Annotated in this window: 14 protein-coding genes; 9 read left to right on the top strand and 5 right to left on the bottom strand. The window is 72.8% G+C overall.

Going from position 1 to position 12487, the window contains the following annotated elements:
• Positions 1–101: 101 nt before the first annotated feature.
• The 3 genes from ACFO9I_RS14110 (at position 102) to ACFO9I_RS14100 (ending at position 1903) form a co-directional block, all read left to right on the top strand.
• Complete coding sequence (locus tag ACFO9I_RS14110; RefSeq protein WP_379181883.1) at positions 102–290, top strand: hypothetical protein; 189 nt, start codon at positions 102–104, stop codon at positions 288–290.
• A gap of 79 nt (positions 291–369) precedes the next feature.
• Complete coding sequence (locus tag ACFO9I_RS14105; protein ID WP_379181881.1) at positions 370–738, top strand: cupin domain-containing protein; 369 nt, start codon at positions 370–372, stop codon at positions 736–738.
• Positions 739–811: 73 nt separating this feature from the next.
• On the top strand, positions 812–1903 hold the full coding sequence (locus ACFO9I_RS14100) for a WD40/YVTN/BNR-like repeat-containing protein (protein ID WP_379181880.1): 1092 nt from the start codon (positions 812–814) through the stop codon (positions 1901–1903).
• 34 nt (positions 1904–1937) lie between these two features.
• On the opposite strand, the gene ACFO9I_RS14095 is transcribed toward ACFO9I_RS14100, so the two are convergent.
• The 5 genes from ACFO9I_RS14095 to ACFO9I_RS14075 all read right to left on the bottom strand — a co-directional run bounded on the left by ACFO9I_RS14095 (position 1938) and on the right by ACFO9I_RS14075 (position 7429).
• The gene (locus tag ACFO9I_RS14095; RefSeq protein ID WP_379181878.1) at positions 1938–3329 is read right to left on the bottom strand and encodes an FAD-binding oxidoreductase; all 1392 of its coding nucleotides are present in this window, start codon (positions 3327–3329) and stop codon (positions 1938–1940) included.
• Entirely contained in the window at positions 3329–4471 is a 1143-nt protein-coding gene (locus ACFO9I_RS14090; RefSeq protein WP_379181876.1) for an FAD-dependent monooxygenase, read from the bottom strand. Before ACFO9I_RS14090 ends, ACFO9I_RS14095 begins: the two co-directional genes overlap by 1 nt.
• Positions 4472–4546: 75 nt before the next feature.
• On the bottom strand, positions 4547–5338 hold the full coding sequence (locus tag ACFO9I_RS14085; RefSeq protein ID WP_379181874.1) for an ATP-binding cassette domain-containing protein: 792 nt from the start codon (positions 5336–5338) through the stop codon (positions 4547–4549).
• Between the two features lies 1 nt (position 5339).
• On the bottom strand, positions 5340–6434 hold the full coding sequence (locus ACFO9I_RS14080) for an ABC transporter permease (protein ID WP_379181872.1): 1095 nt from the start codon (positions 6432–6434) through the stop codon (positions 5340–5342).
• 8 nt (positions 6435–6442) lie between these two features.
• The gene (locus tag ACFO9I_RS14075; RefSeq protein ID WP_379181870.1) at positions 6443–7429 is read right to left on the bottom strand and encodes a sugar ABC transporter substrate-binding protein; all 987 of its coding nucleotides are present in this window, start codon (positions 7427–7429) and stop codon (positions 6443–6445) included.
• Between the two features lie 193 nt (positions 7430–7622).
• Here ACFO9I_RS14075 and ACFO9I_RS14070 point away from each other — a divergent pair, with 193 nt between their 5' ends.
• From ACFO9I_RS14070 to ACFO9I_RS14045, 6 genes are read left to right on the top strand one after another with little or no spacing between them, the layout of a single operon-like run.
• Positions 7623–7913, top strand: coding sequence for a putative quinol monooxygenase (locus ACFO9I_RS14070; protein ID WP_379181868.1), 291 nt, complete (start codon positions 7623–7625; stop codon positions 7911–7913).
• 6 nt (positions 7914–7919) lie between these two features.
• Positions 7920–8921, top strand: coding sequence for a fumarylacetoacetate hydrolase family protein (locus tag ACFO9I_RS14065; protein WP_379181866.1), 1002 nt, complete (start codon positions 7920–7922; stop codon positions 8919–8921).
• Positions 8918–10294 (top strand): aldehyde dehydrogenase family protein, encoded by a 1377-nt coding sequence (locus ACFO9I_RS14060; protein ID WP_379181864.1) that lies wholly within the window; start codon positions 8918–8920, stop codon positions 10292–10294. The genes ACFO9I_RS14065 and ACFO9I_RS14060 overlap by 4 nt, the downstream gene beginning before the upstream one ends.
• Positions 10291–10740 (top strand): VOC family protein, encoded by a 450-nt coding sequence (locus ACFO9I_RS14055; RefSeq protein ID WP_379181862.1) that lies wholly within the window; start codon positions 10291–10293, stop codon positions 10738–10740. The genes ACFO9I_RS14060 and ACFO9I_RS14055 overlap by 4 nt, the downstream gene beginning before the upstream one ends.
• Positions 10737–11510, top strand: a complete 774-nt coding sequence (locus ACFO9I_RS14050) for an SDR family NAD(P)-dependent oxidoreductase (RefSeq protein ID WP_379181860.1) — start codon at positions 10737–10739, stop codon at positions 11508–11510. Before ACFO9I_RS14055 ends, ACFO9I_RS14050 begins: the two co-directional genes overlap by 4 nt.
• A 21-nt stretch (positions 11511–11531) precedes the next feature.
• Positions 11532–12479 carry a VOC family protein gene (locus ACFO9I_RS14045; protein ID WP_379181858.1) on the top strand — a complete coding sequence of 316 codons (948 nt, stop codon included), beginning with the start codon at positions 11532–11534 and terminating at the stop codon, positions 12477–12479.
• Positions 12480–12487 lie beyond the last annotated feature (8 nt).

The raw sequence follows: 12487 nt of genomic DNA, 5'->3' as shown, positions 1-12487 counted from the left end.
AGCCGGTCGGCCAGCGCCCCCGACCGTGCGCCTGCCCCGATCGCCGTGAGCGCCGAAGTGGCGTGTGCTGGAGCCATCAGCACACACCGAGAGGCAGAGCGATGACCTTCAACGTCGAGCAGGAGAGCGGCACCTACGCACCCCGGAGCGCGCGCCGCCACAACGGCTACTACGCGGGTGACTTCTCCGCGGTCCCGTTCACGCCTCCGGACCTGAGCACGCTGCTCGTGCTGACCCGGGCGCCGGGGGCGACCGGAGCGATCTCCCGGCTGAGCGGATCGCCGCGATGATCGGACGCCGTGGACGAGCGCCGCCACCAGGCGGACACTCGAGGCATCAGCGGTCGTCGGCGTACAGGGAGGACGAGGCATGGGCGAGGAGCAGGCGCCGGAGACGCGCGGGGTCACGACCGAGCTGCTGGCCACGGTCGATCTCGGCCCCGAGCTCGAGGGCATGGAGGGCCGCCAGCTGCGCATGCGGATGGTGACCATCGAGCCGGGTGGGGTGTTCGGCCCGGTCCACGACCACCGGGGCAGGCCGGGCACCGTCTACGTGCTGCAGGGGACGATCACCGACCACCGCGACGGCGTCGCCACGGACTACGGGCCGGGGCCGGGCTGGCCCGAGGACCATCGGACCCTCCACTGGCTCGAGAACCGGGGGACCGTCCCCGCGGTGGAGATCTCGGTCGACGTCGTCAGGGCGGACGCGGCCGGCGGCGGCCCCACCGGTCGCTGAGGCCAGGAGGCCGACACCAGGAGGCCGAAAAGGGGGTATGGACAGACCGCCGCGGCCAGAGCAGAGTTCCGGCATGCCACGACTCGGGACCACCTTCCTCGCCACGATCCTCCTCGCCGCCCCCCTGCTCGGAGCCCAGTCCGGGAGCCTGGCCGCTTCACCGAAGGGCCACCACCACGGCCCCTCGTGGAAGGAGACGGTCGTCGACGCGGACCAGAGCTTCCGCGGCCTCGACGCCGTCAACCGGCGTACCGCCTGGGTGACCGGTGGCAACGCCACCGAGGGAGGCCCGGGCCGGGTGTTCCGCACGACCGACGGCGGCCGGAGCTGGGAGGACGTCAGCCCGCCCGACACCGACGGGCTGCTCTTCCGCGACGTCGAGGCGCGCAGCGCGAAGAAGGCGGTCATCCTCGCCATCGGGCCGGGGGACGCGTCGCGGATCTACCGCACCACCGACGGTGGCGCGACGTGGGACGCGGCCTTCGTCAACGACGACCCGGCGGCGTTCTACGACTGCATGGCGTTCTACCCCGGCGGCCGGCGCGGGCTGGTGATGGGCGACCCGGTCGACGGGAAGTTCCGGATCCTGGCCACCCACGACTTCGGCCGCTCGTGGCAGGTCCTGCCCAGCGACGGCATGCCCGAGGCGCCCACGGAGTACGGCTTCGCCGCCAGCGGCGACTGCCTCGTCACGGCCGGTCAGACGGCCTACTTCGGCTCCGGCGGCGGTGACTCCCGCGTGTTCCGGTCGAAGGACCACGGGCTGACCTGGACCGCCAGCCCGTCCACGATCCCCGCCGGGGAGGCCGCGGGCGTCTTCGCCCTGGCCTTCCGTACGCCGTCCAAGGGCGTCGCCGTCGGTGGCGACTTCAACGACGCGGCCGACGGGACCGACGCCGTGGCCACCACCCGCAACGGCCGCACCTGGCACAACGCCGGCGACCTCACCCACCTCGGCGAGGACGTCGCCTACCTCCCCGGCAACCGGCACCGCCTGCTCGTCACCGGCGAGTCCGGCGACGTGATGGGCACCAGCCTCAGCACCGACGGCGGCCACAGCTGGACCCGGATCAGCGACACCGGCTACCACGCCCTCGACTGCACGCGCGACGGGTCCTGCTGGGCCGCCGGCAGCGGCGGTCGGGTGGCGCGCCTGGCCCGCTGACGGGAGCACCGGGGCGCCCGGTCGCCGACCGGGGTCACTCCCAGTGGTTGGCGTTCCGGGCGCCGTCCGGCCCGGCGAGGTAGCCGACGAACAGGCCCGACGGGTCTCGCCGCGCACAGACCTCCTGCAGCCGCGTCCAGTGGTCGTCGGCCATGAACCGCACCTGCCGGCGGCTCAGGTCACCGTCGCCGAGGTACTGCCCGGCGGTGACCGGCTCGAGGTCGGCCATGACCGAGGCCAGCCACTGCTGGTGCCGCTCGTCGTCAGCCTCGTCCTCCCACAGCACGTAGCTGGCCAGGTAGACCTCCGACTGCATCGAGAACGCCATGTCCGGCAGCTCACGCAGCGGCGCCATGCTGAACCAGATGGTGAACGCCTTGTCGTTCGGCAGCGTCGTGTACGCCCGCCGCATCGCCGGCACCACCTGCTCGGCCGGCCCGCGCAGCCAGGCGTTGTCGACCGCCCAGCGGTGCCCCTCGGGGTTGTCCGCGAGCTGCCGCCGGCGCTGGTCCTCCAGCGTGGTCGGCACCGCGTCGACGATCATCAGCGCCCGGTCGAGGGCGGGGTTGTCGCGGAACGGTGCGAGCGCGCGGTCCGCCTCCTCCGCGTCGTCGACGAGCGCCACCGCCGTCACCAGCAGCACCGGCTCGTCGGCGAGCGAGCGGTCGGTCCTGGTCAGCGCGACGATCTCGACCGAGTCGGCCACCCGGGCGTGCGTCCCGTGCAGCCAGGTCATCACCTCGTCGAACTCCGCGAGCGCGAACGCCTGCACGGTCTGCGCGACGTGCTGCGGCGCGGGCAGCGTGCGCAGGTGGAAGCGGGTCACGACCCCCGGGAAGCCCGGCCCCGCGCCGCGGGCGGCCCAGTAGAGGTCGCTGTGCTGCGTGGCGTCGGCGCGCAGCAGCTCGCCGTCCGCGGTCACGACGTCGACCGCCTCGACGTACTCCGCCGCCCAGCCCCACCCGCGGGCGTTCCAGCCCTGGCCGCCCTGGAGCAGGAAGCCGCCGAGCCCGACGGTGGGGCAGTGCCCGCCGACGAAGAAGCGCCCGTGCCCGGCGAGGTACGGCGCCAGCTGCGCCCCGCCCTGCACCGCGGGGGAGACCCGGACGACGCCGGTGTCCTGGTCCAGCTCCATCTCCTGCAGGGCCGCGAGGTCGAGCACGAGCGCGTCGTCGCGCACCGACCACTGCGCCCAGCTGTGCCCGCCGGAGCGCACCGCCACCCGCCAGCCGCGCTCGCGCGCGAGCCGGACGCCGAGCACGACGTCGTGCTCGTCGGCGACCTTCAGCACCGCGGCCGGCTGTCGCGTGGACAGCCGCCGGTTGAAGATCCGGTCGACGCGGGCGTCGGCGTACCCCTCGTCGTCACGCAGCAGCAGCGTGCCGGTGATCTCGCCCGGGTCGACGGGAGCGGCCTCGACGGACATCAGGCCGGCTCGACCAGCGCGTGCAGGGTCTGGCCCATGATGCGACCCGGGTCGGCGCCGGGGGTGTCGGGGTGGATCTCCCACTCCGCCAGCTGGAGGCTGTTGTCGAGCACCATCTTCACGCGCGGGAAGCGGCGCGCCATGAACGCCGGCAGCACGTCGTCGACCTCGTCGCCGCTGGTCAGCATCTCGGCCAGGACCACCGCGTCCTCGGCGCACATCGCCGCGCCCTGGGCGATCAGGGGCGGGCACGCGTGGGCGGCGTCGCCGATGATGATCGACCTGCCGCGGAACCACGGGGACTCGACGCAGATCGCCTCGATCCACTGGTAGTTGACGACCGCGTCGTCTGCCAGGCCGTCGCGCACCTCGCCCCACGCGCCGCCGTACCCCTGGCCGTGCTCCTTGAGCACCCTGCCGTTCGGGTGCTCGCCGACGAAGGAGCGGTCGAGGTTCTCCTCCAGCAGGAAGGCGTAGCAGAGGTCCTCGGAGATCGGCGTGTAGCCGGCCTTGTACCTCGGCCCGCCGTAGTAGACGCCGGAGCTGTCCATGGCGGCCGGTCGCTTCGCCACGACCCGCCAGATGCCCATGCCCACCGGCTGCGGCTGGTCGTCGATGCCGATCATCGAGCGGACCTTGGAGCGGATCCCGTCGGCGCCGACCAGCAGGTCCACGGTCTCGGTGGTGCCGTCGGAGAGGGTGGCGACCACGCAGTCACCGCGGTCCTCGATCTCCGTGACGGTCGTCCCGAGCCGGACGTCGACCCCCGCCTCCGTCACCCGCCGGGCGATCACGTCGGCGACGTGGGAGCGCAGCGCACCCATGGTCGGAGGGACCTCGGCGCCACCCATGGGTGGTGTCGGGATCGCCGCGATCTGCTCTCCGTCGGCGCGGAACATCCGCAGCTTGTCGAACGGGAAGCCGTCCTCGGCCAGCTCCTCGAAGATCCCGACCTGGTGGAACGCCTTGAGTGCGTTGCCCTGCAGCGTGATGCCGTGGCCGACGCCGTCGAGCCGCGGGCGCAGCTCGAGCAGCACCACCTCCACCCCGCGCTGGGCGAGGGCCAGCGACAGGACGCCACCGGTGATGCCGGCGCCGACGACGAGGACGCGGTCGACCGCGGGGGTCTGGGACTCGGACATGGACTGCTCCTGGGGTGTGGTGTCAGCGAGGCTGGGTGCGGACGGCGTACGACGGGGGCGGGAGGCGCGGGCCGGTCAGGCGGCGTACATGGAGTTGCGGGAGCCGGTGATCCAGCCGACGACGTGGTCGCGGTCGGTCCCCTCGACGGGCACGTCGGCCACCTTGCGGCCGCGGTTGAGGATGACCATCCGGTCGGCGACCTCGTAGCAGAGCGGGAGGTCGTGGGTGACGATGATGATCGCGATGCCGTTGTCGGCCATCCGACGGATCAGCCGCTCGACGTTGCGGGTCTGCTCGTAGCCGAGTGCGGCGGTGGGCTCGTCGAGGAGCAGCACCCCCTGCGACTCGCCGTTGACGCGGATGGCGCTGCGGGCCAGGGCCACGACCTGGCGCTGACCGCCGGAGAGCATCTCGACCGGCCGCGACATCGGGGCGGTCCGGACGCCGAGCCGGTCCAGCTCGGCCTCCGAGCTGCGGCGCATCGCCTTGCGGTCGACGAAGCCGAGCCAGCCCAGCGGGCCGCGACGCAGCTTCTCCTGCCCGAGGTTGAGGTTGATCGCGATGTCCTGGGCCTCCACCAGCGCGAGGTCCTGGTAGACCATCTGGATCCCGGCGGATGCGGCGTCGCTGGGCGCGTGGAAGCTCTTCTCCTCGCCGCGCACCCGAATGGTGCCGCCGGACGGGCGGTGCGCCCCCGACATCACCTTGAGCAGCGTGGACTTGCCGGCGCCGTTGTCGCCGAGCAGGCCGACCACCTCGCCGGGCATCACGTGGACGTCCACCTGGTCGAGCGCCCGGACGAACCCGTAGTGGAGGTCGACCCCGCTCAGCTCGAGGGCCGGGGTCCCGACAGCGGTTGTGGTCATGTCAGACCTTCTTCTGGTGGACGGACAGGTTGGCGGTGGCCATCAGCCGGTTGGAGACGCTGGTCTGGATCACGCGCTCGAAGAGCAGCGACCCGAGCAGCAGCGCGCCGGTGACGACGGTGGCCCAGTAGGGCTGGATCCCGCGGATGGTCAGGCCGTTGGAGATGGTGGCCAGGATCAGCGCACCGACCAGCACGCGGGGCAGGCTGCCCCGGCCGCCGGTCAGGGAGACGCCGGCGAGCGCCACCGCGGTCAGCGCGGTGAAGATGATCGCCGGGCTGGCGGCGGGGTTGGCCTCGGTGACCACGGCGGTCGAGACCAGGCCGCCGAGCGAGGCCAGGATCCCCGAGATGACGAAGCCGAGCACCGTGTAGCGGGCGCTGTGGATGCCGGCCCGGCGGACGGCCTCGGCGTTGCCGCCGACGGCCATCAGCCGGATCCCGTCCCGGGTCCGGGTCAGGAAGACCGTGCCCACCACGTAGACCACGGCCACGACGTAGACCGGCGCCGGCACGTTGAAGTAGCGGTGCGTGCCCATGAACTCCAGCTGGGTCAGGCCGGGGAACGTGTAGCCCCCGGCCACGACGGCCGCGAGGCCGGACAGCACCGACAGGGTGCCGATGGTGATGATGATCGGGTTGAAGCCGCGCAGTGCGATGAAGCCGTTGACCAGGCCCACGACGACCCCGCACGCGACACCCGCCGCCAGCCCCACCCAGGTGCCCGCCCCGTGGGTGAGCAGGTAGCCGCACACGCAGCTGGCGAAGGCCGCCGTGCCGGGCAGGGACAGGTCGAGCACCCCGGTCATCACCCCGATGCCGACCCCGGCCGCGAACAGGGCGGTGAGCGCCCCTGCGTTCGCGACCAGGATCGCGTTGTCGGTGGTGAAGAAGTACGGCGAGCACCAGACCGCGAAGAACGCGATCAGCAGGCCCCACAGGATGAAGATCCCGCGGTCCCGCACGAAGACGAGCGCGGAGACCGTGCGGGGCATCTCGTGCCCGCTCGGCACGGGGGCGTCGGTCGGGGCGGGGGCGGCCGCGGTCGCGGCCGCCTCGGCAGGAGTCGTCGCTGGGGTCGTCGCTGGGGTCGTCATGGTCACGATCAGCTCCCGGCCTTGATGACCTTCTGCGGCACGGTGAGCTGCTGGCCGTCGGCGGTCGGGTCGTCCATCATCGCGGTGAGCGTGTCGAAGGACTGGGTCATGTCCTCGGCGAACTGCAGGGCCACGACGGCGTAGATCTTGCCGTCCTCGACGGCCTTCAGCACCTCCTCGTTGCCCCCGGTCTCGGTGACGCAGGTGAGGTCCTTGCCGGCGGCGGCGAACGCGCCGAGCGCGCCGAGCGCGCCCTCGTCGTTCTGGCCGAAGACCGCGGCGATGTCGGGGTGACCCTGCAGGGCGTTGCCGACGTCGGACTGGGCCTTGGCACGGTCGGTGACGGTGGTGGTGGCGACGATCTCGGCGTCGGGCGCGGTCTCGGCCAGCGCCTTCTTCACCGCGCCCTCGTACTCCGCCTTGCCGGCGGTGCCGGGCGTGGACTCCTCGAAGAGCACCTGCGCCTTGCCGTCGAGCTTCTCGTTGATGCAGTTGCCGAGCTCCTCGCCGGCGGCCACGCCCTGGGCCTCGTAGTCGATGTTGTCGAAGGTGATGCCCGGCTGCATCCCGGACAGGCCGTAGTCCTCGGGCTTGCCGTTGAGGAGCAGGGCGACCTTCTTCTCCTGCGCGGTCTTGACCAGCGCGGAGAGCGCGGAGGGCTGGACCGCGATGACCCAGGCGCCGCCGACCTTGCCGGACTCGATGACGCTCTGCAGGTCGGTGGACTGCTTCTGCGGGTCGAGCGCCGGGTCCTGCACGGTCACCGCGTAGCCCTTGCTCTTGCCGTAGCCCTGCACCCCCTTGGCGAGGTCCTGCATGGCGGGGATCTGGAGGCCGAGGGGCGAGAACGCGATGGCCTGGGACGAGGACCCGGACCCGGTGTCGGCGTCGGCGGCGGGCTGGGTGTCACCGCCACAGGCGGCGAGGGACATGAGGCTCCCGGCGGCCACGGCGGCCAGCGCCGCCTTCCGCTTCGGGGTGGTCAGGGACGTCATGGTCTCTCCTGGAGCTCGGTGGCGGCCGCGGTGGCCACCTGTGTGGTCCGTCACAGGAAACCCCCGGCGTCCGGAGTCGGGAACCCCGATCGCAGTGATGCCAGCCATCGACGCCTGCTCTTTCCCCCGGGGTCCGGGGCCGACCTAGCGTGATCGCGCCAAGCACTGTGAGAGACACCGAGGAGAGCACCCCATGGCCTACGTCGTCAGCGCCACCTGGACCGCCGAACCCGGCAAGGAGGACGTCGTCCGCGACGCGATCGAGAAGCTGACCCCGCCCTCGCGCATGGAGCCGGGCAACCGCTTCTACCAGGCCTACCAGGACCCGGCCGAGCCCGGCGTCTTCCGCCTGTTCGAGGTCTACGACGACGAGGAGGCGTACGCCGCGCACGGTGCCTCGGAGCACTTCGCCGAGCTCGCCCTCGGCGTCGCCATCCCCGTCCTGGCCAAGCGCGAGCGCGCGTTCTACGAGACGATCGGCTGACCTGACATGCGACTGGCCGCGTTCCGCCGACTCGGAGAGCCGGAGCCGACCCGCCACGTGGGACTCGTGGTCGGGGACGGCGTCGGTGGGGGAGCCGGCTGGTGGCTGCACCCGTTCGACGAGGGCACCGACCTGGTGGCCCTCCTCTCCGCCGACCGCGCCGAGCGGGAGGCGGCGGCCGACGTGGCGGCCCAGGGCGACGGGCTGCGCCCCGACGAGGTGGTCCTGCTGCCGCCGGTCTACCCGGTCGCGATGCGGGACTTCCTGACCTTCGAGGCCCACGTCGACGGGATGGAGCGGGGGATGGGCAACCCGGGTCCTCCCCCGGAGTGGTACGACGCCCCGGTCTTCCTGTTCATGGCGCCGCACGCGGTGACCGGCCCGTACGCCGACGTCGCGATGCCGCCCGGCACCGAGCGCCTCGACTTCGAGCTGGAGATCGCCGCGATCGTGTGCCGCGACGTGCAGGACGCGACGCCCGAGCAGGCCCGCGCGGCCATCGGTGGCTACTGCGTGATGAACGACTGGTCCGCGCGCGACGTGCAGGGCCGGGAGATGAAGCTGAAGCTCGGACCCTCCAAGGGCAAGGACTTCGCCACCACGATCGGCCCCTGGGTGGTGACCGCCGACGAGCTCGACGACTGCCGCGACGCCGACGGCTTCCTCGACCTCGAGATGACCGTGCGCGTCAACGGCACCCGGCTCGGCGGCGACCGGTCCGGCAACATGGGCTGGTCCTTCGAGCAGCTGGTCGCCCACGCCTCCCGCGCGTCGTGGGTCAAGGCCGGCGAGGTCCTCGCCTCGGGCACCTGCGCCTCGGGCGCGCTCGCCGAGTCCTGGGGCCGCAACGGCTCGCTGACCCCGCCGCCGCTGCAGGTCGGCGACGTCGTGGAGATGAGCATCGAGCGGCTCGGCACCGTCCGCAACACGGTCGTCGCGGCCACCACGCAGGCCCCGGCGGTCGGCCCTGCGCGCCGTCGGGTGCGGCCCGAGGCGGTGTCGGCATGACCGAGGTCGTCACCCGCAACCCCGCGACCGGTCAGCGGATCGCGTCGTACCCCGCCCACGACGAGGCCGGGGTCGACGCCGCCCTGGCGTCGGCGTACGCCGCGTCGGAGGCCTGGCGCGACACCCCGCTCGGCGAGCGGCTGGCCCTGCTCCGCGGGGTCGGCAAGCTGCTGACCGAGCGTCGTGAGGAGCACGCCGCGCTGGTCACCGCCGAGATGGGCAAGCCGGTCGGGGAGGCGCTGGCCGAGGTCGACAAGTGCGCGTGGAACTGCGCGGTCGTCGCCGAGCTCGCGCCCGGCTGGCTGGCCGACCGTGAGGTGCTCTCGGGTGCCTCGCGCTCCTGGCTCTCCTACGAGCCGCTCGGCGTCGTCTTCGCGGTGATGCCGTGGAACTTCCCGTTCTGGCAGGTGCTGCGCTTCGCCTGCGCCGCCCTGGTCGCCGGCAACGCGGCGGTCCTCAAGCACAGCCCCGACGTGACCGGCTGCGCGCTCGCCGTCGAGGCGCTGTTCGTCGACGCGGGCGCGCCGTCCGGGCTCTTCCGTGCCCTCGTGGTCGCGCCCGAGGACGTCGCCGCTGTGAGCGCGCGCGTCGTCGCCGACCCGCGGGTCGCCGCGGTGACCCTCACCGGCAGCGAGCGGGCGGGCGCGGCGGTGGCCGCGGCGGCCGGTGCCGCGGTGAAGAAGAGCGTGCTCGAGCTCGGCGGCTCCGACCCCTTCGTGGTGCTGGCCGACGCCGACCTCCCGGCCGCCGCTGCGGCCGCCGCGCGCTCCCGCTTCGGCAACGCCGGGCAGAGCTGCGTGTCCGCCAAGCGCTTCGTCGTCCACCAGGACGTCGCCGACGAGTTCCTCGCGCTGCTCGTCGAGCAGGTCGGCCTGCTGCAGGTCGGCGACCCGACCGACCCCGCGACGACCCTGGGCCCGATGGCCCGCCCCGACCTCCGCGACGCCCTGCTGGCGCAGGTGCGGCGCACCGTCGACGAGGGGGCCACCCTCGTGACCGGCGGCCACGCGATCGAGGCCCCCGGCTGCTACGTCGAGCCGACCGTGCTCGACCACGTCCGGCCCGGGATGACGGCCTTCGTCGAGGAGACCTTCGGGCCGGTCGCTGCCGTCGTGCGCGCCACCGACGACGACCACGCGGTGGCCCTGGCCAACGACACCGACTTCGGGCTCGGCGCCTCCGTGTGGGGCGAGCCCGACCACGCGCTGGCCGTCGGCCGGCGGATCCGGTCGGGTGCGCTCTTCGTGAACGCCCCGGTCGCCTCCGACCCGAGGCTGCCCTTCGGCGGCACCGGCCGCAGCGGCTACGGTCGCGAGCTGTCCGCCGAGGGCGTCCGGGAGTTCACCAACGTCCGGACGGTGGTGCTCGCATGACCGGGACCCTGCAGCAGACGGGGCTGGACCACGTCGGCCTCACCGTCGGCGACCTCGACGCGATGACCGGCTGGTGGTCCACCGCGCTGGGGCTCGACATCGAGCTCGAGTTCGCCCTCGACCACGTCGACTTCCGCGGCACGATGCTGCGCCACCCCGCCGGCTGGCGGATCGAGCTGCTGCACCGCCCGGGCAGCGTCGCCGGGCTCCGGGCCGCCGACCCCGTCGAGGCGGCGCTGACCCGCGGCTTCGGCCACGTCGCTCTCGACGTGCCAGACGTGGACGCGGCGTACGCCGCCCTGGTCGCGGCCGGCGCGACCGACCGGATGTCGCCGCGACCCTCGCCGGAGCCGGGGGTGCGGATGGCCTACGTCGCCGACCCCGAGGGCAACCTGGTCGAGCTCCTCGACCGGACGGCGGCACTCGGCGGATCGAGCAGGGCATGACCGGGCGGCTGGCCGGCAAGGTCGCACTGATCACCGGCGTCGGTGGCGGCATGGGCGTGACCGCGGCGCGGATGTTCGCGGCCGAGGGCGCCCGCGTCGTCGGCTGTGACCTCGACGAGGACGGCGCCGCGCTCACCCGGGGCCTGGTCCGCGCCGAGGGCGGCGAGATCACGGTCATGGGCGGCGTGGACCTCGGCGACGCCGACGCCGCGCGCGACTGGGTCGATGCGGCGGTGGCGGCGTACGACGGCATCGACGTCCTCTACAACAACGCCTCCACGCAGCGCTTCGGCGCGATCGACGAGCTGAGCGTCGCGGAGTGGGACTTCACGATGCGCAACGAGCTGGACCTCGTCTACTACACGGTGCGCGCCGCGTGGCCGCACCTCAAGGCGTACGGCGGCGGCTCGATCGTCAACGTCGGCTCGATCGCGGCGCTGCGCGGGGTGGAGTTCATGCCCCAGAACGCGCACGCGACCGCCAAGGCCGGCGTGATCGCGCTGACCCAGCAGCTGGTCGTCGAGGGCGGTCCGCACGGGATCCGCGCCAACGTCATCAGCCCCGGCATGACCGAGACCCCCAACACCGCGCCGCTGCTCGCCGACCCGCCGGAGCGCTTCCGCCGGGTCGTCCTGGAGCGCATCCCGCTGGGCCGGCACGGCCAGCCCGAGGACGTCGTCAACGCCGCGATCTTCCTGGCGTCCGACGAGTCCTCGTGGATCAGCGGCACCAACATCGTCGTCGACGGAGGCGGCTCGGTCCTCGGCTGAGCCCTCACGAAAGGAACACCCATGAGCCACCTGAACGAGCACGGCATCACCCACCTGAGGCACGTCGACCTCGCCGTGCCCGACTTCGAGAAGCAGCGGACGTTCTACCGCGACACCTGGGGCCTCGCCGAGGTCGGCAAGGACGGCGACCTGTCGTACTTCGCCGCCGAGGGGTCCCCGGAGCAGTACGTCGTCCGGCTGCGCGGGGCCGCCGAGAAGCGGCTCGACCTGATCTCCTTCGGTGCCGAGGACGCGAGAGCCGTGGACACGCTCGCGCAGAAGCTCGGCACCGAGGGAGTCCAGCTCGTCAGCGAGCCCGAAGAGCTGCAGACCGCCGGTGGCGGCTACGGCTTCCGGTTCTTCGACGTGGACGGGCGGACCATCGAGGTGTCCAGCGACGTGGAGACCCGGCAGCACCGCCCGATCGAGGAGGGCGAGGCCATCCCGGTGCGGATCTCGCACGCGGTGATGAACAGCAACGACCCCAACGCCACCCGGGACTGGTACACGCGGGTGCTGGGCTTCAAGCTCTCCGACTCGCTGTGGAGCGAGCACATGGGCGAGATGATGCACTTCCTGCGCTGCAACGACTGGCACCACAGCCTGGCGATCGCCCGCGGGCCGCACACCTCGGTGCACCACGTCTCCTTCGAGATGCGCGGGCTGGACGAGTACATGCGCGGCACCGGTCGGGTCATGCGCGCCGGCATCAAGAAGGTCTGGGGGCCGGGCCGGCACCTCGCGGGCAACAACACCTTCAGCTACTTCATCGACCCGAGCGGCAACACGATGGAGTACACCACCGAGCTCGAGAAGCTCGAGACCGACGAGTGGCACCCGACGCTCTACGACATCGCCGACCCGATGACCCAGGACCAGTGGGGCACCTCCGACCCGATGAGCGAGCTGATCGCCAAGGAGTCCTTCAACGATCCCGACAAGGGCGTCTTCGTCGCCCCGCCGGTCTGATGGGCCTG

It is taken from the genome of Nocardioides sp. GCM10023255 (assembly GCF_042653125.1).
Lineage (GTDB): Bacteria > Actinomycetota > Actinomycetes > Propionibacteriales > Nocardioidaceae > Nocardioides.
This window is presented reverse-complemented; position numbering and strand designations above follow the sequence as displayed.

Coding starts and splice junctions, on each gene's coding strand:
- ACFO9I_RS14110 (WP_379181883.1), top strand. CDS start 102: ATGACCTTCAACGTCGAGCAGGAGAGCGGCACCTACGCACCCCGGAGC.
- ACFO9I_RS14105 (WP_379181881.1), top strand. CDS start 370: ATGGGCGAGGAGCAGGCGCCGGAGACGCGCGGGGTCACGACCGAGCTG.
- ACFO9I_RS14100 (WP_379181880.1), top strand. CDS start 812: ATGCCACGACTCGGGACCACCTTCCTCGCCACGATCCTCCTCGCCGCC.
- ACFO9I_RS14095 (WP_379181878.1), bottom strand. CDS start 3,329: ATGTCCGTCGAGGCCGCTCCCGTCGACCCGGGCGAGATCACCGGCACG.
- ACFO9I_RS14090 (WP_379181876.1), bottom strand. CDS start 4,471: ATGTCCGAGTCCCAGACCCCCGCGGTCGACCGCGTCCTCGTCGTCGGC.
- ACFO9I_RS14085 (WP_379181874.1), bottom strand. CDS start 5,338: ATGACCACAACCGCTGTCGGGACCCCGGCCCTCGAGCTGAGCGGGGTC.
- ACFO9I_RS14080 (WP_379181872.1), bottom strand. CDS start 6,434: ATGACGACCCCAGCGACGACCCCAGCGACGACTCCTGCCGAGGCGGCC.
- ACFO9I_RS14075 (WP_379181870.1), bottom strand. CDS start 7,429: ATGACGTCCCTGACCACCCCGAAGCGGAAGGCGGCGCTGGCCGCCGTG.
- ACFO9I_RS14070 (WP_379181868.1), top strand. CDS start 7,623: ATGGCCTACGTCGTCAGCGCCACCTGGACCGCCGAACCCGGCAAGGAG.
- ACFO9I_RS14065 (WP_379181866.1), top strand. CDS start 7,920: ATGCGACTGGCCGCGTTCCGCCGACTCGGAGAGCCGGAGCCGACCCGC.
- ACFO9I_RS14060 (WP_379181864.1), top strand. CDS start 8,918: ATGACCGAGGTCGTCACCCGCAACCCCGCGACCGGTCAGCGGATCGCG.
- ACFO9I_RS14055 (WP_379181862.1), top strand. CDS start 10,291: ATGACCGGGACCCTGCAGCAGACGGGGCTGGACCACGTCGGCCTCACC.
- ACFO9I_RS14050 (WP_379181860.1), top strand. CDS start 10,737: ATGACCGGGCGGCTGGCCGGCAAGGTCGCACTGATCACCGGCGTCGGT.
- ACFO9I_RS14045 (WP_379181858.1), top strand. CDS start 11,532: ATGAGCCACCTGAACGAGCACGGCATCACCCACCTGAGGCACGTCGAC.